The organism is Cardiobacterium sp. (assembly GCF_057314735.1).
This window is the reverse complement of the sequence record NZ_DBHKZK010000036.1, coordinates 13408-32654: the sequence shown is the minus strand read 5'-3', so window position 1 is coordinate 32654 and position 19247 is coordinate 13408. Positions and strand designations below refer to the sequence as shown.

General features: G+C 60.4%; 21 protein-coding genes, 1 tRNA gene and 1 pseudogene. 18 read left to right on the top strand and 5 right to left on the bottom strand.

What is annotated here, in order from left to right; all coding sequences use genetic code 11:
- The first annotated feature begins 159 nt into the window (after positions 1-159).
- Positions 160-915: a hypothetical protein gene (locus ACO54Z_RS04220; RefSeq protein WP_485995893.1), complete on the top strand. Its 756-nt coding sequence runs from the start codon at positions 160-162 to the stop codon at positions 913-915.
- A gap of 76 nt (positions 916-991) precedes the next feature.
- Here ACO54Z_RS04220 and ACO54Z_RS04215 read toward each other — a convergent pair whose 3' ends face one another.
- Positions 992-2035, bottom strand: a complete 1044-nt coding sequence (locus ACO54Z_RS04215) for a TerY-C metal binding domain-containing protein (protein WP_485995892.1) — start codon at positions 2033-2035, stop codon at positions 992-994.
- Between the two features lie 96 nt (positions 2036-2131).
- Positions 2132-2680: a ribosome biogenesis factor YjgA gene (yjgA, locus tag ACO54Z_RS04210; protein ID WP_485995891.1), complete on the bottom strand. Its 549-nt coding sequence runs from the start codon at positions 2678-2680 to the stop codon at positions 2132-2134.
- 71 nt (positions 2681-2751) lie between these two features.
- On the opposite strand from yjgA, the gene dacB reads away from it, so the two are divergent.
- Together dacB and ACO54Z_RS04200 are read left to right on the top strand one after the other, a co-directional pair.
- Positions 2752-4164 carry a D-alanyl-D-alanine carboxypeptidase/D-alanyl-D-alanine endopeptidase gene (dacB, locus tag ACO54Z_RS04205; RefSeq protein WP_485995890.1) on the top strand — a complete coding sequence of 471 codons (1413 nt, stop codon included), beginning with the start codon at positions 2752-2754 and terminating at the stop codon, positions 4162-4164.
- 114 nt (positions 4165-4278) lie between these two features.
- Complete coding sequence (locus ACO54Z_RS04200) at positions 4279-5535, top strand: L,D-transpeptidase family protein (protein WP_485995889.1); 1257 nt, start codon at positions 4279-4281, stop codon at positions 5533-5535.
- Between the two features lie 212 nt (positions 5536-5747).
- Here the strand turns inward: ACO54Z_RS04200 and ACO54Z_RS04195 are convergent, their stop codons facing one another.
- Together ACO54Z_RS04195 and ACO54Z_RS04190 are read right to left on the bottom strand one after the other, a co-directional pair.
- Entirely contained in the window at positions 5748-7457 is a 1710-nt protein-coding gene (locus ACO54Z_RS04195; protein WP_485995888.1) for an AMP-binding protein, read from the bottom strand.
- A gap of 127 nt (positions 7458-7584) precedes the next feature.
- The gene (locus ACO54Z_RS04190; protein ID WP_485995887.1) at positions 7585-8097 is read right to left on the bottom strand and encodes a hypothetical protein; all 513 of its coding nucleotides are present in this window, start codon (positions 8095-8097) and stop codon (positions 7585-7587) included.
- Between the two features lie 21 nt (positions 8098-8118).
- Between ACO54Z_RS04190 and trmA the strand changes: the two genes are divergently transcribed.
- The 10 genes and pseudogenes from trmA to ACO54Z_RS04140 all read left to right on the top strand — a co-directional run bounded on the left by trmA (position 8119) and on the right by ACO54Z_RS04140 (position 14451).
- Positions 8119-9183, top strand: a complete 1065-nt coding sequence (trmA, locus tag ACO54Z_RS04185) for a tRNA (uridine(54)-C5)-methyltransferase TrmA (protein WP_485995886.1) — start codon at positions 8119-8121, stop codon at positions 9181-9183.
- A gap of 65 nt (positions 9184-9248) precedes the next feature.
- On the top strand, positions 9249-10169 hold the full coding sequence (locus tag ACO54Z_RS04180; protein ID WP_485995885.1) for a DMT family transporter: 921 nt from the start codon (positions 9249-9251) through the stop codon (positions 10167-10169).
- A gap of 53 nt (positions 10170-10222) precedes the next feature.
- Positions 10223-10296, top strand: a tRNA-Gly gene (locus ACO54Z_RS04175).
- Between the two features lie 193 nt (positions 10297-10489).
- Positions 10490-11476: a tyrosine-type recombinase/integrase gene (locus ACO54Z_RS04170; RefSeq protein ID WP_485995884.1), complete on the top strand. Its 987-nt coding sequence runs from the start codon at positions 10490-10492 to the stop codon at positions 11474-11476.
- A gap of 12 nt (positions 11477-11488) precedes the next feature.
- Positions 11489-11689: pseudogene (locus tag ACO54Z_RS04165) on the top strand (tyrosine-type recombinase/integrase); the annotation flags it as partial.
- Positions 11690-11738: 49 nt separating this feature from the next.
- Positions 11739-12116, top strand: coding sequence for a type II toxin-antitoxin system Phd/YefM family antitoxin (locus ACO54Z_RS04160; RefSeq protein WP_485995883.1), 378 nt, complete (start codon positions 11739-11741; stop codon positions 12114-12116).
- Positions 12117-12143: 27 nt separating this feature from the next.
- A complete protein-coding gene (locus tag ACO54Z_RS04155; protein WP_485995882.1) occupies positions 12144-13031 on the top strand; it encodes a hypothetical protein in 888 nt (295 codons plus the stop codon).
- Positions 13032-13145: 114 nt separating this feature from the next.
- Positions 13146-13376 (top strand): helix-turn-helix transcriptional regulator, encoded by a 231-nt coding sequence (locus tag ACO54Z_RS04150; protein ID WP_485995881.1) that lies wholly within the window; start codon positions 13146-13148, stop codon positions 13374-13376.
- Positions 13376-13750, top strand: coding sequence for a helix-turn-helix domain-containing protein (locus ACO54Z_RS04145; RefSeq protein ID WP_485995880.1), 375 nt, complete (start codon positions 13376-13378; stop codon positions 13748-13750). Before ACO54Z_RS04150 ends, ACO54Z_RS04145 begins: the two co-directional genes overlap by 1 nt.
- The gene (locus ACO54Z_RS04140) at positions 13747-14451 is read left to right on the top strand and encodes a KilA-N domain-containing protein (RefSeq protein WP_485995879.1); all 705 of its coding nucleotides are present in this window, start codon (positions 13747-13749) and stop codon (positions 14449-14451) included. Before ACO54Z_RS04145 ends, ACO54Z_RS04140 begins: the two co-directional genes overlap by 4 nt.
- A gap of 2 nt (positions 14452-14453) precedes the next feature.
- Here the strand turns inward: ACO54Z_RS04140 and ACO54Z_RS04135 are convergent, their stop codons facing one another.
- A complete protein-coding gene (locus tag ACO54Z_RS04135; RefSeq protein ID WP_485995895.1) occupies positions 14454-14774 on the bottom strand; it encodes a type II toxin-antitoxin system PemK/MazF family toxin in 321 nt (106 codons plus the stop codon).
- Between the two features lie 607 nt (positions 14775-15381).
- Here ACO54Z_RS04135 and ACO54Z_RS04130 point away from each other — a divergent pair.
- The 5 genes from ACO54Z_RS04130 to ACO54Z_RS04110 are packed head-to-tail and all read left to right on the top strand — an operon-like array spanning position 15382 to position 18954.
- On the top strand, positions 15382-15738 hold the full coding sequence (locus tag ACO54Z_RS04130; RefSeq protein WP_485995878.1) for a hypothetical protein: 357 nt from the start codon (positions 15382-15384) through the stop codon (positions 15736-15738).
- On the top strand, positions 15735-16037 hold the full coding sequence (locus tag ACO54Z_RS04125) for a hypothetical protein (RefSeq protein ID WP_485995877.1): 303 nt from the start codon (positions 15735-15737) through the stop codon (positions 16035-16037). Before ACO54Z_RS04130 ends, ACO54Z_RS04125 begins: the two co-directional genes overlap by 4 nt.
- Positions 16024-16317 carry a hypothetical protein gene (locus ACO54Z_RS04120; protein WP_485995876.1) on the top strand — a complete coding sequence of 98 codons (294 nt, stop codon included), beginning with the start codon at positions 16024-16026 and terminating at the stop codon, positions 16315-16317. Before ACO54Z_RS04125 ends, ACO54Z_RS04120 begins: the two co-directional genes overlap by 14 nt.
- A complete protein-coding gene (locus tag ACO54Z_RS04115; RefSeq protein WP_485995875.1) occupies positions 16304-17260 on the top strand; it encodes a DUF7146 domain-containing protein in 957 nt (318 codons plus the stop codon). The genes ACO54Z_RS04120 and ACO54Z_RS04115 overlap by 14 nt, the downstream gene beginning before the upstream one ends.
- Positions 17257-18954, top strand: a complete 1698-nt coding sequence (locus tag ACO54Z_RS04110; protein WP_485995874.1) for a DUF927 domain-containing protein — start codon at positions 17257-17259, stop codon at positions 18952-18954. The genes ACO54Z_RS04115 and ACO54Z_RS04110 overlap by 4 nt, the downstream gene beginning before the upstream one ends.
- The last annotated feature ends 293 nt before the right edge of the window (positions 18955-19247 follow it).

The following is a 19247-nucleotide window of genomic DNA, read 5'->3' as shown; positions in this document are numbered from 1 at the left end:
CGCCGTACAAAAGCGTACTGTCTTCGGCGACGCGCCTTGTCTGAAACTTTCGGTGAATAGCTATACCATTTGAATCCCTCTCCTTGAAAAGCGGGAGGGGAGATTTTTCAATTACAAACAGCCCTTAACATCGTCTTTCAAACCAACCGGGAGATACCCATGCAAACCTTGCTGAAAACCACGCTGCTCGCTACCGTCGTCTTGACGACAACCGCACTGCACGCCGCTGACAGCGACGAAAGCTTTGGCTTCGATGTCAAAAAAGTCAAAACCCGTTACGGCAAACTGACGGAGGCAAAAAATACCGACGAAGGAACAGATGGCGTCGTCATCAAATACCAGGGCAAGATTATTCTTGATCCATTCAAGGCACCGGGATACGACGCCAACAAATATCAGGAAGATTTCTTTGCTGACCACTTTGCCTATGGCAAAACTTATCAAATTGGTGATACGGATATTATTCCGCTCTATGGCTTCAACAAAGGCGCAAACGGACAACTGGAGTTTCCCCATTTCCTGATTGCCATCAAACCGGACAAAACGGTGAAAGTCTATGGTAATGACCTGATGATGTCATTCAAAGGCAATTACTACGTCAAAGATAAGAAATTTACTGCCGAATATGTACAAGCGACAGTAATTTATGATGGCAATACATTCCATAATACCCCCAAATCCATGAAGGAAATCCCTGAAGATGTATGTCGCAATTTGTATGATTCACGTGCAGAGTTAAAAGAAGGAACTAAACAGCATGGCAAGGGAGAATTCCGTTTTGAAGTTTCAAGAATGACGAATGGCTGGATTGAGGAAGCCGAGCGTTATAAAGCCTATGATGCCAAGAAACTCGCCAAGACGGTACGGCAGAAAAAGATTTCCTACAAGGATTTCCAAAAACAGGTTTGCCGCTAAGAGCTGTTTACAAATGAAAAATCCCCCTCCCCTGCAGGGCGAAGCCCGAAGCGGGCGGGGGGAATCGCGGCGGGAATCATCCCCGCGAGCGGGCGATGTCGAAGTCGGCGTCGCCGGTGGTCATTTCGATGGTGCGGTTGCAGCCGGGGCAGGTCGCCATGCCTTCGCCTTCGACGCAGAAGACCTGGCCGCAGGAGCAGGTGGCGAGACCGTATGCCGCGCCGCAATGCGGGCAGCCGCCGCCGCCTTCGAGCATGGAGACGGCGATGGTGTTGGCGTTGGCGCGGGTGTCCGACCAGTCGTAGTAGTCTTTTTCCGCCGGGTACACGCCGCTGTAGCGGTACACCTGCGGCGGGTTCTTGGTGAAAAAGGGGATGTCGCCGATGTCCGGCATCCGTTCGTATTTCATGAGGTACGGCAGGCGGGTTTTGGCGCAGATGCCGGTGATGATGACGTAGTTTTCGTCCACCGCTGCCGCTTCCATCGCGTCTTTGACGAGCGACAGCGCCGGGCTTTCCGCCTTGTCCAGCGTCAGCGGCACATCGACGCCGAGGCTTTTGCTTTGCGCGGAGACGGTGTTGGATATCCACTGGATGAAGTGTTTGAAGTCCTGGTCGTCGCATTTTTCGAGGCGCAGCGTTTGCGCGCTGATTTGGCTGAGTAGCGACAGGTCGGCAAACGGGCCGATGCCAATGCTGACGAGGGTCGCGCGGCGGGCAAAGTCGCGCTGCCAGCGGGCGATGGCGGCGGCGGGGTTGTCGGTCGCCTTGCCGTCGGACATGAAGTAAACGACGGGTTTGTAGTCGCCTTTTTGTGTCGGGCTGCTCATGACGACGTTGGCGCTGATTTCGTCCATGACGTGCTCCAGCGCCGCGCCGATGGAGGTGCCGGAGCCGACGGGCAGGCGCGGCGGGTAGAAGGCGTAGAGTTCGACCAGCGGCGCGAGGGTGCGGGCGACGCCGGCGAAGGCGATGACGGAGAGGTGTACGGTTTCGAGCGCGTAGGGGTCGGCGCGCAGGACGTTGATGAGGCGGGAGATGCCTTCCTGCATATGGCGCAGGTTGTCGCCCGCCATGCTTTCGGAGATGTCGATGACGAGGTAAACGGGGAGTCGGCGCATGGGTTTTCCGGGAGTGGTCAAGTTGGCGGTCATGATAGCAAAAAACCCCGGTTTTTCCGGGGTTTTGGCGGGGTTTGGGTTAGAAAACGGCACGCTTCAGTCTTCATAAACCAGCGCCAATCCCTGCAAATATTTCTGCAAGCGCCGCTGGTATTTGTTCGGCGTGGCGGGGGCGGTGTTTTCTTCTTCTGTAACCGCCGCCGCTTGCAGTTTTTGTGCCTCGCGTACCAGTTGGCGCAGGTGTTGCAAATCCAGGTCGGCGTAGCGGCCAAGCAGTTCGCCGTAAATGTCGGCGTCCCCCGCCAGCAGGCGCTCCATTTCGCTTTTGATGCGCTGCTGCTTGCCGGGGCTATGCAGGTAGGGATGATTGACGTGTTCGTGCGCGGTGCGGATAGCCTCGTAATCCTGCTCGTCCAGGAGGCGGGTGAGGTAGTTCAAATGGCGCGAGAGCGCGTTGCCGGAGAGGCGTTTGCCCTCAACCAGCGCCGCTTGCAGCGTCTCGTCTATCGGCAACAGCGGGTACTGGTGCGCCGGCAGCTTCAGCAGTTCGCGGGCAAAAGTCTTGATATGCTCGCGTTCGCGCTTGGCCTGACTGCGGTTTTCGCGGATGACGCGGCCTTCTTCGTCGTACTGTTTTTCGGTCATGTCCGGTTTCGTTTTTCAGCGGGATACCTATAATAGCCGCTTTTTTGACAGCGTTGGCTTGGGAGGGCTGAATGCGCATTGGGTACGCCTTGCTTGTTTTGTGGTTTTGTCTGTTGGCGCAGGCGCAGCAGGTGCCGGCGGCGGTCACGGAAATGCTGAACAAAAACAACGTCGCCCCGGAAGACGTCAGCATCTGGGTGCAGGGCATCGAATCAGAAGCACCGCTCGTTGATCTGAACGGCAAGCAGCCACGCCACCCCGCCTCGGTGGAGAAAGTGCTGACCACCGCCTCCGGTCTGATTCGCCTCGGCGCGGATTTCCGTTGGGAAACCAAGTTTTACGTTGACAGCCTGCCCGATGCCAACGGCGTCGTTGATGGCAATCTCTACGTCGTCGGCGGCGGCGACCCCTTCCTCGTCGAAGAACAACTGCTGGCGATGCTGCAAGGCCTGCAACAGGCGGGCGTGCGCCACATCACCGGCGACATCGTCCTTGACGACTCGCTCTACCACCTCTCGCCGCAGGAGCGCGACGCCGCCGCCTTTGACGGCAAACCCTGGGCGGCTTACAACGCCGTGCCGCATCCGCTGATGGTCAACTTCCGCACCGTCAAAATGCAAGTCACCCCGCAGGCGGGCAAACCCAAACTGGCGCTCGTCCCGGAAATCGTCAATTGGAAAATCGACAACCAACTCCAAGTACGCAAAGGCAACTGCAGCGGCGACGGCTTCACCCCGTCGGCGGTACTCGACCGCGACGACAAAGGCTACGCGGTGATGCACGTCGCCGGCACCTACGCCACCGGCTGCGGCGCGCAGGACGTCATGCTTGTCCTCGGCGAAGCGAGCGAACAGTTCTACTACCTCTTCCGCGACCTCTGGTACCGCCTCGGCGGCAGCTTTGACGGCGCGGGCAAAGTCGCCAAAACCCCGTCCACCGCCAAACACATCTACACCGGCCTCTCCGAACCGCTCGCCCAACAAATCCAGCGCATGAACCAGGAAAGCAACAACGTGATGACGCGGCAACTGCTGCTCACCCTCGGCGCCAAAACCTTCGACCCGCCCGGCTCGCTCGAAAAAGGACGCAACGCGGTGCGGATGACACTGGAAGCCTTCGGCATCAACACCGACGGCATGATTATCGACAACGGCGCCGGCCTCTCGCGCACCGAACTCGTCAGCGCCGAACAACTCGCGCAACTCTTGCGCTACATCTACCTCTCCGACCAAGGACAAACCTTCCTGCAATCGCTGGCTGTTGCGGGCGAAAGCGGCACCCTGCGCAAACGCTACCGGGGAGAGGCGCTCGCCGGGCGCGTCATCGGCAAAACCGGCACCATCGAAAACGTGCGCAGCTTCGCCGGATACGTGCGCGCCGAAAGCGGGCGCAACTACGTCGTCGTCATCATCGGCAACGGCAAAAGCGCGGTGCGCAGCCGCAACGTCCAGGACGACCTCTTCCGCTGGATTTACCAACAATAGCCCCGAACAACTCCCCTCCCCCTGTGGGGGAGGGGCCGGGGGTGGGGTTAGCCCGCATACCTCGCAGGCCTGACAACACCCCGTCAAAAATTACCCGCAAAACCCGCGAACCCCATGAAAAAACACCTCATCCTCCTTGCCGCCCTCGCCCTCATCCTCGCCGCGTGCAGCAGCCGCGCCCCGGACAGCAGCCGCGCCCCGGACAGCCAGCGCGACAGCCGCCTCATCCGCCGCCCGGCACAACCCACCCTGCAAGACCGCCTCGAAGCGCGCGGCTTCCGCTTCGGCGCGCCCGCCTTCATTCGCATCTTCAAAAAAGAAGAAGTGCTCGAAGTCTGGCTACAAAAAGACAACGGCGAATACGCCCTCTTCCTCGACTACCCCATCTGCATCTACTCCGGCGAACTCGGCCCGAAAACCCGCGAAGGCGACAAACAATCGCCCGAAGGCTTCTACGCCGTCGGGCGCGAAGCGCTGAACCCCAACAGCCAATACCACCTCTCCTTCAACCTCGGCTACCCCAACGCCTACGACCGCGCCCACGGCTACAGCGGCAGTATGCTGATGGTGCACGGCAAATGCGTCTCCATCGGCTGCTACGCCATGGGCGACCGCCAAATCGAAGAAATCTACACCCTCGTCGGCTCCGCCCTGCAACGCGGCCAGCCCTTCGTGCGCGTCCACGCCTTCCCCTTCCGCATGACCGACGCCAACCTCGCCGCCTACAGCGACCACCGCTGGTACGACTTCTGGCAAATGCTCAAACCCGGCTACGACTACTTCGAGCGCTACCACCAGCCGCCGGAAATCGACGTCATCGGTGGCCAATACGCCTTAAGCGACCGCAACCCGCACCCGGCACCACGCCCCGGCAGCCTGCCGCCCGCGCGCAGCACCCCGATCATCCCCGGTGAAAACCTGAACACCAACCCCTTCACCGGCGGCAGCGCCATCGCCCAAAACCACGGCGACCAACCGCTGCTGAACCGCCCCAGCACCCACCCGTTGCTGGGCGCGACCCGTGCGCCGCTGGCCAGCACCACCGCCCTGCCCGCCCCTGCCCCGCTCACCACCAACGCGACCAGCGACAACGCCTGGCAAACCGCCGCCAGCGGCTCCCGCCCCGGCCTGAGCAGCACCGCCCCTGCCGTTGCCGCTGCCCGCCTGGGGCTGCCCGCAACCGCCCCGCTAACCCTGACCAGCGACAACAACAGCGCCCCGCCCTACCCTGCCCCGGCGACAATGCCCGCGGCCACCGCGCCCGTCGCCCCGCCCCATGACGACAACGAACCGATGCCCGTCCTGCGCGGCAACAGCCAGCCACCACTGGATCTCACCAGCTACGGCACCCCGCCCGTCCCGGTGAACTGATCGCCCACAAAAAAACCCGCCACATGGCGGGTTTTTAGACGGAACGTCGCGCATTCACTATAGCCGTTCACCGAAAGTTTCAGACAAGGCGCGCCGCTGAAGGCAGTACAGATTAGTACGGCGCGGGTTTCCCTAAAAAATAGCTCCGCCATTTTTTAGGGTGCCCGGTCAGCGGCGCAACACCGTATGAGGCTTTCGGTAGGCGGCTATAACTACGCTTTCCCGCCCGCTTTCGCTTTCTCCCGCGCCAGCAGCTCGCGCTTGAGGATTTTGCCGACGTTGGATTTCGGCAGGCTGTCGAAAAATTCGTAGGCTTTCGGGCGTTTGTAGCCGGTGAGGTTGGCGGCGGCGTATTTTTGCAGGGCTTCCACCGTGAGTTTTTCGCCGGGGCGGACGACGATGCAGGCTTTGACCCGTTCGCCGGAACCGTCGCACGGCACGCCGATGCAGGCGACTTCCAGCACCGCCGGGTGTTGCGCCAGTACCGCTTCCACTTCGCTCGGATAGACGTTAAATCCCGACACCAGAATCATGTCTTTTTTGCGGTCAACGATTTTCAGCGCGCCGTCCGGGCGCATCACCGCGATGTCGCCGCTTTTCAGCCAGCCGTCCTCAAGGACGCGGCGGGTTTCGTCCGGCTGCTGCCAGTAGCCTTGCATCACTTGCGGGCCACGTATCCACATTTCCCCCGGCTCGCCCGGTGGCACCAGCGCGCCGTTGTCGTCGCGCAGGCTGACGTCGGTGCCAGGCATGGGGTAGCCGATGGTGCCGTTGTAGGCGGCGGTGTCCATGTGGTTGACGCAGACCAGCGGCGAGGCTTCGGTGAGGCCATAGCCTTCGACGATGACGTTGCCGGTCAGCGCCTGCCATTCGTCGGAGACGGTTTTTTCCAGCGGCATCCCGCCGGCGATGACGTAGCGCAGCCGCGAGAAATCAAGCTGGCGGAAGGCGGGGGTGTTGAGCAGGGTTTTGAAGAGGGTGTTCAGCCCGGTAATCATCGTCGGCGGGTGGCGGCGGAGGATGGTGACGAAGGATTTGATGTCGCGCGGGTTGGTGACGAGTACCGCGTGCACGCCGCAACTGCTGAAGCCGAGGCTGTTAATGGTGCAGCAGAAGATGTGGTAGAGCGGCAGCGCGGTGATGAGGACGTCGCCGGGGCCGATGTTGCCGCCGGTAATCCACAGTTTGATTTGTCCGGCGTTGGCCAGCAGGTTGGCGTGGCTGAGCATCGCGCCCTTGGCGACGCCGGTGGTGCCGCCGGTGTATTGCAGCATCGCCATTTCGTCCGGGCGGGCGTCGTACGCGGTGAATGGCAGGGTGCGCCCGGTTTTCAGCAGTTTTTTGAAGGGGATGACGCCGGGCAGGTAGTACTTCGGCACCAGTTTGCCGATGTGGCGCACGTAGAAATCGACAATGGGCGACCAGAACCAGCCCATTTCGTCGCCGTAGCAGGTGACGATGATGTCGTGCAGTCCCGGCACCTGTGGCCGCACTTCGGCGACGCTGCGGGTGAAATTCTCCGCCAGCACGATGCCGCGCACGCCGCTGTCGTTGAGTTGATGCTCCAGCTCGCGCGTGGTGTAGAGCGGGTTGACGTTCACCGCGACCACCCCCGCCAACATACAGCCGTAGAGGCAGATGGGGAATTGCAGGATGTTCGGCATCATCAGCGCGAGGCGGTCGCCGGGCTGGTAGCCGAGTTCGTTTTGTAAATAGGCGGCAAAGGCGCGGGCGCGTTCGCCGATTTCGCGGTAGCTGAGGGTGCGGCGGAAGTTGCTGAAGGCGGGGCGGTCGGCGTGACGTGCAAACATCGCCTCCAGAAAGCTGCCGAGGTTTTTGTACTCGCTGCCGCTGTAGGTATGCGGCACGTTTTCCTTGTAACTGGCAAGCCAGGGGCGGGGGATGTCGTCCGGGGGTGTCATCGAGATTCCTTATGGTTGGGTTAATGGACGGCAATACTATAGCGGTTTATGCGCGCGGGCGGCGCATCGCGTTGCCATCCGCCAGCGAGGCAACAAAAAAACCGCCCCGGTGGACGGCTTCTGCTTTTTATTGCGGCCGCGTGATGCGGTAAACGTGCGACAAATCATAGACCTTGTACCGCCCCGGCTCGCCGCGGCTTTCCCCGGCGTAACTCAACACCAGCCCCTCGCGCCGCCCGTAATCCGTCCAATCGACAAAGACGCCGCTATGCTCAATATCGCCGTAGGAATGGTTCACATAATAGAGCCAGTCGCCCGGTGTCAGCGTCGCCGGATCGGCATAGGGGCCTGCTTTCGCGTCTCCTGAAAACACCAGTTGCCGCCGTGCTTCGGGAATGCCTGCGCGGTCAAAGCCCGCATTCAGATAATCCCAACAGCCGCCGGGCAGCACCTCGCCACGGTTCACCATCTGCCGTAGCGTTGACAGCGCCTGGCGCGCGGGCGGTTGCGCCTTGGCTTCGGCATTTTCAATCAGCGCCTGCTGCATCGACGCCTCGACCGTCAGCGGCGGACGCACCGGACTGCCGCAGCCCGTGATCAGGCCAAACAGCCCGACAAAGCATACAATGTTCATCTTCATCAATCGCTCCTGTAAAAACCGATGCCAGCATACCAAAGCCAACTGGATGACAAAACCCGCCGCCTGCGCGCGCTGCTCGCGCCCTTTGCCGCGCCAATGCCGGAAATATTCCCTTCGCCGCCAACAGGATACCGGATGCGCGCCGAATTCCGCGTCTGGCACGATAACAGCGACTGCCATTTCGCCATGACCGGCGCCGATGGCAACGTGCGGCGCACCGACACCTTCCCGCCCGCGCACGCGGCGATTAACCGACTGATGCCGCCGGTGATTGCCGCCATCCGCGACTGCCCGGCGCTGCGCCATCGCCTCTTTCAGGCCGAATTCCAGACGACGCAGGCGGGCGAGACCATGCTCAGCCTCATCTATCACCGCCCGCTCGATGACGCCTGGCAGGACGCCGCCGCCGCGCTCGCCGCCTGCCTCAATGTGCAACTGATTGGCCGCGCGCGCCGCGAAAAACGCATCATTGGCCGCGACTACATAACCGAAACCTTCCGCGTCGGCGGGCGCGACTACCACTACCGCCAATACGAAAACAGCTTCAGCCAGCCCAATGCCGCCGTCTGCCAGCAAATGCTCAACTGGGCGGTGGCGCAGGCGGGCAGCGACGCCGACCTGCTTGAACTCTACTGCGGCAACGGCAACTTCACCCTGCCGCTCGCCGCGCATTACCGCAAAGTGCTCGCGACCGAAGTCAGCAAAAGCGGCATCCGCGCGCTGCGCGAAAACCTCGCCGCAAACGGCATTGACAACATCGCCGTCGCCCGCCTTTCCGCTGCCGAGCTGGGCGAAGCGCTGCGCGGTGTCCGCCCCTTCCGCCGCCTGCAACAGGACGGCATTGACCTCGCCGCCTACGATTTCGACACCGTCTTCGTTGACCCGCCGCGCGCGGGCATTGACACGGACACCCTCGCCCTCATCGCCCGCTACCCGCGCCTCCTCTACATCTCCTGCAACCCGGAAACACTCGCCGCCAACCTGCACACCCTCTGCCAGACGCACCGCATTCGCGCCTGCGCGCTGTTCGACCAGTTCCCCTTCACCCCGCACATCGAAAGCGGGGTGGTGCTGACGCGCGTCTAAATCCGCGCCCCCCGGCGTGGTCGCAGTCGCTACAATAACCGCCTTTTTTCCTGATTAAACCGCTCATGAATCCCTCCCTCAAAGGCTTCTGCCTCACTCTTGTGACGATTTTGATGTGGGCGTCGCTGCCGCTCATCCTGCAACAGGTGCTGCCAGTAATGTCGCCGCGCACTGTCGTCGCCTGCCGCTTCGCCGCCGCTGCGCTCATCCTCGGCCTGTTCCTGCGCGCCAAAAACCGCCTGCCGCATCCGCACACCCTTCTGCAAAAACGCTACCGCTGGCTCATCCTCATCGGCATCCTGGGGCTGGTCGGCAACTTTTGGCTGTTCAGCAGCTCGCTTTTGTATCTTTCCGCCGCCGCCTCGCAGGTGTTGGCGCAACTGTCGCCATTCATCCTGCTCTTCGCCGGAATTGCCGTCCTCAAAGAACCACTGCGCAACAACCAAATCATCGGCGCGGGCATCCTCTTCGTCGGCATCCTACTGTTTTTTAACCGCGAACTGCCGCAGATGTTCAGCGGCGGCATCAGCCGACAAAGCATCGGCATCGGTCTGAGCCTGCTCGGCTGCATCAGTTGGGCGGCCTACGGTCTCGTGCAGAAACTGCTGCTGCAACGCTTCACCGCGCCGCAAGTGCTGTTCGTCTTCTACTGCGGCTGCGCGCTCTTCGCCGCGCCGTTCGCCGATTGGTCGGAGCTGGGCAACCTTAACGGCTACCAATGGCTCTGCCTGCTCTACTGCTGCCTCAACACGCCGATTGCCTACGGCGCCTTCGCCGAAGCGCTCAACCACTGGGAAGTCGGCAAAGTCTCGACCACCATCACCCTCGTGCCGCTCTTTACCATCGCCTTTGCCGCGCTGGCGCACCAGTTCGTCCCGGCAAAATTCGCCGCGCCCGACCTCAACCTGCTCGCCGCCCTCGGCGCCGCGCTGGTCGTCACCGGCGCGATTTGCTCAGCACTGAATCGCCGCCCGCCACGACGCTGATGCGCAGAAAATGCCGCCCGCCGCCACCGCTTCCGCTATAATTCGCGCACCACGCGGGTGTAGCTCAATGGCAGAGCAGAAGCTTCCCACGCTTACGACGAGGGTTCGATTCCCTTCACCCGCTCCAAACCCAACCATCAGCGCCGCTCAGGCGCTTTCTTTTTGCCTGAAAACCAAAGGCTTAAAGCCATTTCCCCGCAATCAGGAACTATCAACAAAAACCACGGAATACCAACAATTTTGTTGGTACTTTTGTTGGTAGATATACTCGCGCCGCCACGACGGCCAAAAAAATACCAACAACACCCCTGGAAACCGCTATGGGAAAGCTCACCGACCGCCATTGTCGCAACCTGACTGCCCCCGGCAAGTATGCTGACGGCCACGGCCTCTATCTGCACGTTACCGCCAAGGGGCGATACTGGCGCGCCGCCTACCGTTTCGGCGGCAAACAGAAGACCGCCAGCTTTGGCGTCTATCCACGGGTAAGCCTGAAAGACGCCCGCGCCCTGCACGCTCATTTTTTGGCCGACCTCGCCCAAGGCATTGACCCGAACGCGGCGAGGAAGGCAGCGAAGGCGGAAGAACGCACGGAGGAGCGCGCCAGCTTCGCCCACCTGGCTGAACAATGGCTGGAAAATACCAACAAGGCGCGGGCATGGACGGAGCGCCGCCGCAAGAAAATCACCAGCCAACTGCACGCCCACATCCTGCCCGCCTTTGGTGCGCTCGACATCCGCCATCTTCGCCCCGTGCAAATCGTAGAACTGGTACAGGGCATTGACCAGCGGGGTACCAACAGCACGGCGCATGATTGTCTCGACATCATCCGCCGCATCTGCGCCTATGCCGTGCAACTGGAAATCAGGGAAACCAGCCCTGCCGCCCACCTGAAAGACATCCTGCCGAAGAAAGCCAGCGAACCGATGCGCCACGTCATCGCCCCTGACGACATTGGCCGCATCCTGCTGACCCTCGAACGCGCGCCCACGCTGAACCCTGCCGTCAAAGCCTACGTTCGCCTCATGCCGCTACTGTTTACCCGCCCCGATGAACTGCGCACGATGCGCTGGGAAGAACTCGACCTGGCCGCCGCCCTTTGGACGAAACCCGCCCACACCATGAAGAAGCGGCGCGCCCACCTCATCCCGCTACCCCGGCAGGCGCTCGCACTCATCGAAGCCCTGCGCATCCATACCGGGCACCTGCCCCATGTGTTTGCCAACCCGACCACGGGCAAGCCCATCAGCAACGGCGCGGCGCAGCGGCTGAAAGTGCGCAACGGCCTGCATGAAGAAATCACCTAGCACGGCTGGCGACATACCGCATCCACCCTGCTCAACGAACAGGGCTACGACCGCGACCACATCGAAATGCAACTTAGCCACGCCGACAAAAACAGCATACGCGGCACCTACAACCATGCGCAGTATCTCGACCAGCGGCGGGCGATGCTGCAAGCGTGGGCAGACTGGCTCGACGAACTGAAGCGGCAGGCATTGGAGCGGGAGCGCCATTGATAGCCCCTGCGCGTGGTAGTAACATCGCTACACAAACCAGGAGCCGCCCATGACCACCATCAGCAGCCGCTATTTCAACCAGCACACCAGCAAAGTACAGAAAGCCGCCGAACAGGCGCCCGTCATCATCACCCGCCGGGGCGAACCCTCGCACGTCCTCATGAGTATTGCCGACTTCCGCCGCCTGGCAGCGAACGCCGAAGGCGCCACGGGCGAACCTGCCACCAGCACGGCGCGCAATGCCTACGAGTACCTGACGCCATCCAATCCCGCCGTGGCTGATACCGAACTGGAAATACCGCCACGCACCCCGCGCCCCGGCAGCCTGCTGGAGTACCTCATGAACGCCGATCATCCCGATGTTTCCGACATCGAACTGGAAATACCGCCACGCAGCAAAGCCCAACGCCGCTCCGTGGAGTTTTGACCATCATTATTCCCAAAAGACACCGTAATGATTCATACCAACAACTTTGCCACAAAAGAAGATTTTTGGGATTCTGTAAATGGCACACTCGAACTTTATGAAATATCTATAGAAGACAGTAGGCGTTATTTTGCGGAAAACACAGAGTCGCAAAATACAGATAGCCAACAATATGAATACATTGACCTATACGCCCCTTATAGTTTTCATTCATTACATTTACAGATACTTTTCTCTGAATGCGCAAGCAGGCTTTGGCTTCCATCTGACCATGAGGAAACCATTGGTAGATTCTTGAATAGAGGTGAGATAGAGGAAATTGTATCTTTATGCTTGTCATATGAAGAAAATTTATTCAGAGAGCGCGGTTGGAACTCAAGGAGCAAGAATCAGCCGCAACCCGGCATTGAGCATCCTATGATAGGACGATTACTTTCCGTTGCCTATGGTGATGACCATTTCTCAACTCCTATTAGTGAAAAGTTATTTCGGCTATATGACAGAAGCATGGTGTTTTCTGTACTGGCAATGATTGCGGCCTATCAGTGTGAAATCTTCTTCCGTAATAACTGCCATGAACTGGCGCTGGAAATGGCAACTATCGCCCAACGCGCCGATGAAGCAATTAACGCCTTCTTCTTTCAAGAACAAGCAGAAGAACGAGAAGGTAAAAAAAAAAGTAATGCCACCCAAGCAGGTATAGCCCGCCGCATAGAAACACTATTCCGTTATTCCGTCTTCCTGCCATCATGGGAAGAATGGCAGACGGGCGGACTGGACTATCCGACGACAGAAGCATTCTTGTACGAAATGGACAGACAGGCGCGCACCTTCCTGAAAGAGAATGGCGCCAATAAAGAAACCATCAGCAAACGCTCCTTCCAAAACTGGATACAACAAATCAGGACGGCATAGTGAAAAAGCGCCCTTTTTCATGAAAAACCATACTTCTTCACTATAAACGCCTGCTTCTAATAAATAACATTTCTCCAGCGCGCAACTACGCGCACCCGCAAACTGGAGAAATCTATGCAAACCCATCTAAGCGCGCTCCCCCGCGAAGCGCATTTGAGAATGGCCGACATTGCCAGCAAAGGCAGCCGCAAAGGAATCACCGGCCTATCCGAAATGACCATCCGCCGCCTTATCAAGGCAGGCAAGTTTCCCGCGCCCCGGCGATACCCGGACATGAAGCAGGCGACCTTTTTCGTCTATGGCGAAATCCTCGACTGGCTGCAAGCGCAAGTGGAGGGGCAATAATGGAAACGAAAAAAGCCGCCCTTTCGGACGGCCTTAATCAAACATTGGCAGGCGCCGATTATACCCCGGCATTCCCGCCCGTGCTGGATTCCGTGATTGCCGAAGTGCTGGCGTGCCTGCTCGACGGGCAGACCATCACCCAACGGGAATCCTACGAACGCTTCTCGACGGTGAACATCCCGCGCACCATTCACGACCTGCGCCACAATTACGGTTGGCCGGTAATCACCACCCCCGAAGAATCGCACACCCGCGACGGGAGAATCGCCCGCTATGCCCGCTATTCGCTTTCCCCTGACGTCATCGCCCGCCACACCGACCCGCAATACATCTGCGACGTCTATGCGGCCAGGAAGGCACGGAGGGCGCAATGAACGCTATCACGCTGAAATGGGAAGGCATCGACCTGCACGCCAGCCGCGATGCGTGGTTTAACGCCACCGAAATAGCCGAAGCCCACGGCAAGCGGCTGGATAACTTCTTTGCCCTGAAGCGCACGCAAGACTATCTCATGGCATTGGAAAAACAGGCGAATAATGGCGAAACATTGCCCGTTCTAAATCCCTTGGATTCAAGGGATTTAAAAAGCCTCGCCAAACGCTATCCGGCATTCATCAAGACACGGCGCGGCAAGTACGGCGGCACATGGCTGCATCCTGACCTCATGGTCTGCTTTGCCCGCTGGATAAGCATTGAGTTTGAAGTTTGGTGTGACCAGACCATCAAGCGCCTGCTGACTGAACGTCCCGCATGGCAGGCGGCGCGGGCAGAAAGCAAAATCGGGGCGCAAGTCATGGCGGAAATCCTGCAAACCACGCGGGCAGCGGCAGGCAAAGAAACCAAAGCGTATCACTACAGCAACGAGGCGCTGCTATGCAACGAAGCCCTGACGGGCAGACGGGAAGCGCTCCCGCGCGACAACCTGCCCGCGTCCGCGCTGCGAATGCTCATCCGCCTGGAAGCCGCCAACGCCGCCCTCATCGCGCACGGCAAGCCCTACGACGAACGCAAAGCACACCTGCAAGGCATGGCCGCGCCCATCCGCCTGCGCTACTACACGGAGGCGCTGCAATGAGTCTATATCCCCAAGTAAGCCCGCACGCCTTCCAAGACACGGGCAAAATCATCGCGATTCATGGAGGGAGAAAGATATTCCCGCCCCTGCCGTGTTTTGCGGTGGAAGCGATCCAATCGCTGAAAGGACACGGTATAAACCATATTGCACTTTGCCCAAACCTCAACGTCTGTTTCCTCTATCGGGTTTGGGTTATGAACCAGCTTTATATGCCAAGGCTTTATCGGCTCTGGTGGCGTGGTGGAAATCGGGACAACCGTACAAAGCCCATCCGTATGACGGAGCGAAGGAGAAATCACCACGACCGGGCGCAACTTGACCATTTCAGGGACAATAAAGCCTCTGAAATCACAGCGCAAAACCTGCCCTTGTTTGGGATAAAAGAAACGATGAAGCGGCATAAACAAACCTTTCAGGCAAAACAAAGGCCGCGCAATGGCGGCCTCATAAAAAAACACCCTGCTCGGCTTGCTAATCGCTTTACAGGGCGACCATATCGACCCGGAGGGATATGGATTTCTACCGATAGGACTATCGGAAACGTGCCCATTCTACACGCCTTGCCCGTACAAAAACAACAGCGCAACCGCTATCAGCGCCTATCTGTAACTACCGTCTCAACCGTCACGGAAATGATGACAGTTGCCCCGGCAAGGGAGTCGCAAAACGCGCCCCCCTTGACACCACCGCCCGCAAGGCGCACCATTGCCGCGCCGCTGCAACACCAGCGGCCAGCTTTAGCAGGCTGAACCAACGACGGGCAAACCGTCGCAAGACGGCATTTTTATGCCCGAAAACCGCACCCGATGGAGTGGGGGCGGGGGAGGCGTACGCGCCTGCCGGTTTCGTTGGCCGGTCTGCTAACCCCCGTCACCACGCCGCCATTTGGACTAGCAGCCAAAGCGCGGCCAACACCAACGAGGTGCAACCATGACCATTCAAACCCGCCGTTACAACGGCCTCGCATCCCTGCTGGAAAACGCCGAAACCCTCGCCGCTATCCGCAGCTACTACCACTCGCAAGAGAAAACCAACACCTTCCCCACGCGCGACCTCACCTATCTGGAAAGCTGTGCGGAGTGCGCCAACGACAACCTCACCGGCCTGCTCGAAACCTTCGCCCGCGTGGCCGAAGACTGGCAGCAACTCCAGCCCTACCAGCAAAACACGCCAGCAAATGACGTAGCGCGGGCGCTCTCGACCCTATCCATCCTGGCGGGCAACGTCCTGGCCGAACTGGCGACCATCCGCGAACACATCGCCTGGGCGAAGGAGACGGGGCGATGAAATACCGCGACCACACCGAAATCCTGCCCCTGCTCGAAGGGGCGGGCGAATCGTGGGCGCACGTGAACGACGGCGACACCCGCGACCAACTACGGGCAACCCTTGCCTTTGGCTTTGCCGAAATCAACGGGGCATCGGCTCTGCTGCAATGGCTGGTACGCGGCCACAATGAAGGGCGTTCACTCATCGCCCTGCTGAACGAGGCCGCGCGCGACATCGATGAGGACGGACAGCGCCTCACTGCCCTGGCCGAACTGCTCGCCCGTAGCGAGAAGGAGGGCGATCATGCCATCCAATAACTACCACGCCTACGCGGAAATCCTGCCCGAACTGGACGGCCTCGCCTTCACTGGCAAAACCCTGCCACCGGAACACGCCGCCCGTCTGGACATGACGCTGACGCTGGCGACGATGGAAGCGAACGGCGCCGCCGCCCTGCTCGAATGGCTGACCCGCGAACACGCCAAGGGGCGGCCACTCATCGCCCTGCTGGACGCCGCCTTTACCCAAATCGACGACGACGGGCGGCACCTGCAAACCCTGCGGGAACAGCTGGGAGGCAGCCATGCGAAGCGATGAACTGCGCCACGCCGCCCGCTACCAGTGGCGGCACATCCTGCCCGCGCTCGGCATCCCGGCGGAAAAGCTGACCAACAAACACCAGCCCTGCCCCGTCTGTGGTGGCCGCGACCGTTACCGCTTCGACGACAAAGACGGCTACGGCTCCTACATCTGCACCCATTGCGGCAACGGCGACGGCTTCAGCATCGTCATGCACTGGCTGGACTGCGATTACAAAACCGCCGCAGCGGCCGTTTCAGACGCGCTAGGCATCGGGGAAGGGAAGACACCAACCCCACGGCGAAAACCGCCCACGCCGCCGCCCACGCGCCCACGCGACGACATCGACCGCCTGTTGCGCATCTGGAACGCCACCCTGCCGCTGGAAGCGGGCGACCCCGTAGCCGCCTACCTCGAAGGGCGCGGGCTGGCATTCCCTGACGTCCACAACCTGCGCCACCATCCGGCGCTTGCCTACTGGCACAACGGCGAAAAGCTCGGCGAGTACCCGGCGATGATCGGCCGCATCACCGACACGGCGGGCAAGACGATGGGGCTGCACCTGACCTACATCCGTGACGGGCGGAAACTGGAGCTGTACGACCACGGCGAACGCCTGCCCGCGAAGAAAATGCGCCGCCGCTACCCCGGCAGCCTCACCGCCTGCGCCATCCAGCTTAACCCCGTGGGCGAAGAACTTGCCGTGACGGAGGGCATCGAAAACGCCCTTGCCACCCGGCAACTGACGGGCTGGCCGGTATGGAGCGCGCTATCCTGCCACGGCCTCGAAACGCTCGCCCTGCCGCCGATAAAGCGGCTGTTCATCTACTGCGACGGCGACCTGCAAGGCTGGCAGGCGGGCGACGCGCTCGCCTCCCGTGCATTGCGGGCAGGCATAGAAGTCGCCCTGAAAAAGCCTGACCACGGCGACGCCCTCGACTATCTCGGGAGGGCGAAATGACCGACTGGAACAAAAAGCTGGGGCTGGACGACCTCGACACCCCCGCCGAAAGCCGCTACCACACCAGCGAAAGCGGCACCTACTGGATCAGCTACGACGACGGCAAAGAACAGCGCGACCACCTCGCCGACGCCATCCGCCTGATTGGCCGCGCCGTGGACGACGAAGGGCGAAACTGGCGCATCATCGAATGGCGCGACCGCTACCACGCCACCCACCGCGCCGCGCTGGACATGGGCGACATTGGCACCCCGGCGGGCTGGCGCACCCTGCAAAGCCACGGCATCACCATCAAGGCAGGGCGGAAAAAGCGCGAACGCCTCGCCGACTACCTGCAAGGCGAAGGCAAAAACACCCGCTGGCAGCTCGCCAAAACAGCGGGCTGGCATGGTGGCGCCTACATCCTGCCAAGCGGCGAAGTACTCGGAGAGGCGGAGAACATCCACTACCACGGCGACACCAGCCAGGGGAAAGACTACCAGCCACGCGGCGACCTCGCAGACTGGCAGGCGCTCACTCAACTGGCACAGGGCAACAGCCGCCTCTGCCTCTCCCTCGGCTGTGCCTTTGCCGCGCCCCTGCTACACCTGCTCGACCACGAAAGCGGCGGCTTCCACCTCTACGGCGACAGTTCGGACGGCAAAACCACCGCCGCGCTGTTTGCCTTGTCGGTATGGGGCAACCCCAAAGAACTGAAACTGACCTGGGAAGGCACCGCGCACGGCTTCAGCAACACCGCCGCCGCCCGCAACGACGGCCTGCTGGTACTGGACGAAATCGGCCAAGCAAGCGCCCGAACAGCCGCGCAGACCGCCTACGCCGTCTTGAACGGCACGGGGAAAATCCAGGGCGCGAAAGAAGGCGGCAACCGTACCATCAACCGCTGGCGCATCATGCTGCTATCCACCGGCGAAAAAACCCTGGACGGCTACCTCAAGACCGAAGGCAAAGACTGGCAGGCCGGACAGGCGACCCGCTTGCCCGCCATCCCGGCCGATGCGGGCAAAGGCATGGGCATCTACGACACCCTGCACGGCTTCGCGGGCGGGGCGGAACTATCCGAACACCTCACCAGCGAAGGGGCGAAGCACCACGGCACGGCGGGGCGGGCATACATCGCCCACCTCGCCACCATCGACGCCGTGGTGGAGGCACGCAAACACATCGACGCCTTCATGGCCGCCCTGCCGAAACTGGAAGGACAGGCGCGACGGGTAGCGATGCGCTTTGCCATCCTCGCCGCCGCCCTCGAACTGGCCGCGCCCATCCACGGCCTCACCAACACCACGGCCGCCATCCGCCAATGCTATGACGACTGGCACGCCATCCAGGGCAGCGGCAAACACGAAGACCGCAAAATCATCGAACAGACGGAAGACTTCATGCAAACCCACGGCATGGGCAACCGCTTTGCGTGGCGGACATGGCGAGGCGGCGAGGGCGACCCACAGACCTACAGCGACCACGCGGGATACAAAGAGGCCATCGGCGACCAAATGAAATTTTGGATTACCCCCGCCGTCTTCCGCGATGAAATTGCCCGTGGCTTTGAAGCCAACAAAGCCTGCCAAGTGCTACACGCCATCGGCTGGCTGCAACGCGACAAAGACAACCGCTGGCAACACAAACTCAAAGGCAAGGGGCGCTACTACATCCTCATCGGCATAGAACCACCGGGCGAAGAAGACGCCTAACCAACAGCCGCCTTTCGGGGCGGCTTTTTCATGCCTGCAAACCACCCGCCAAACATTGCGGGAACATGGATTCCGGTTAAGAAAAACCCTCTATAAAGCGTAAATATGAGAAATAGCGGGAACCTCGGGAACCTTTACATAACAACATAAAAAAGAAAGAAAAAAAGGTACCCGCTGAAAAAAAAATAGCGGGTACCGAACGGGAACCACCGGGTACCCAAACAGGGCGGTACCCGCAAAAGTACCCGTGGTTCCCGCACAATACCCGCAAGAAAACAGGGCAGCGGGTACCT

Bases quoted from the DNA above. Each gene is read 5' to 3' on its own strand.
- ACO54Z_RS04220 (WP_485995893.1), top strand. From the start codon at position 160: ATGCAAACCTTGCTGAAAACCACGCTGCTCGCTACCGTCGTCTTGACG.
- ACO54Z_RS04215 (WP_485995892.1), bottom strand. From the start codon at position 2,035: ATGCGCCGACTCCCCGTTTACCTCGTCATCGACATCTCCGAAAGCATG.
- yjgA (WP_485995891.1), bottom strand. From the start codon at position 2,680: ATGACCGAAAAACAGTACGACGAAGAAGGCCGCGTCATCCGCGAAAAC.
- dacB (WP_485995890.1), top strand. From the start codon at position 2,752: ATGCGCATTGGGTACGCCTTGCTTGTTTTGTGGTTTTGTCTGTTGGCG.
- ACO54Z_RS04200 (WP_485995889.1), top strand. From the start codon at position 4,279: ATGAAAAAACACCTCATCCTCCTTGCCGCCCTCGCCCTCATCCTCGCC.
- ACO54Z_RS04195 (WP_485995888.1), bottom strand. From the start codon at position 7,457: ATGACACCCCCGGACGACATCCCCCGCCCCTGGCTTGCCAGTTACAAG.
- ACO54Z_RS04190 (WP_485995887.1), bottom strand. From the start codon at position 8,097: ATGAAGATGAACATTGTATGCTTTGTCGGGCTGTTTGGCCTGATCACG.
- trmA (WP_485995886.1), top strand. From the start codon at position 8,119: ATGCCAGCATACCAAAGCCAACTGGATGACAAAACCCGCCGCCTGCGC.
- ACO54Z_RS04180 (WP_485995885.1), top strand. From the start codon at position 9,249: ATGAATCCCTCCCTCAAAGGCTTCTGCCTCACTCTTGTGACGATTTTG.
- ACO54Z_RS04170 (WP_485995884.1), top strand. From the start codon at position 10,490: ATGGGAAAGCTCACCGACCGCCATTGTCGCAACCTGACTGCCCCCGGC.
- ACO54Z_RS04160 (WP_485995883.1), top strand. From the start codon at position 11,739: ATGACCACCATCAGCAGCCGCTATTTCAACCAGCACACCAGCAAAGTA.
- ACO54Z_RS04155 (WP_485995882.1), top strand. From the start codon at position 12,144: ATGATTCATACCAACAACTTTGCCACAAAAGAAGATTTTTGGGATTCT.
- ACO54Z_RS04150 (WP_485995881.1), top strand. From the start codon at position 13,146: ATGCAAACCCATCTAAGCGCGCTCCCCCGCGAAGCGCATTTGAGAATG.
- ACO54Z_RS04145 (WP_485995880.1), top strand. From the start codon at position 13,376: ATGGAAACGAAAAAAGCCGCCCTTTCGGACGGCCTTAATCAAACATTG.
- ACO54Z_RS04140 (WP_485995879.1), top strand. From the start codon at position 13,747: ATGAACGCTATCACGCTGAAATGGGAAGGCATCGACCTGCACGCCAGC.
- ACO54Z_RS04135 (WP_485995895.1), bottom strand. From the start codon at position 14,774: ATGGTCAAGTTGCGCCCGGTCGTGGTGATTTCTCCTTCGCTCCGTCAT.
- ACO54Z_RS04130 (WP_485995878.1), top strand. From the start codon at position 15,382: ATGACCATTCAAACCCGCCGTTACAACGGCCTCGCATCCCTGCTGGAA.
- ACO54Z_RS04125 (WP_485995877.1), top strand. From the start codon at position 15,735: ATGAAATACCGCGACCACACCGAAATCCTGCCCCTGCTCGAAGGGGCG.
- ACO54Z_RS04120 (WP_485995876.1), top strand. From the start codon at position 16,024: ATGCCATCCAATAACTACCACGCCTACGCGGAAATCCTGCCCGAACTG.
- ACO54Z_RS04115 (WP_485995875.1), top strand. From the start codon at position 16,304: ATGCGAAGCGATGAACTGCGCCACGCCGCCCGCTACCAGTGGCGGCAC.
- ACO54Z_RS04110 (WP_485995874.1), top strand. From the start codon at position 17,257: ATGACCGACTGGAACAAAAAGCTGGGGCTGGACGACCTCGACACCCCC.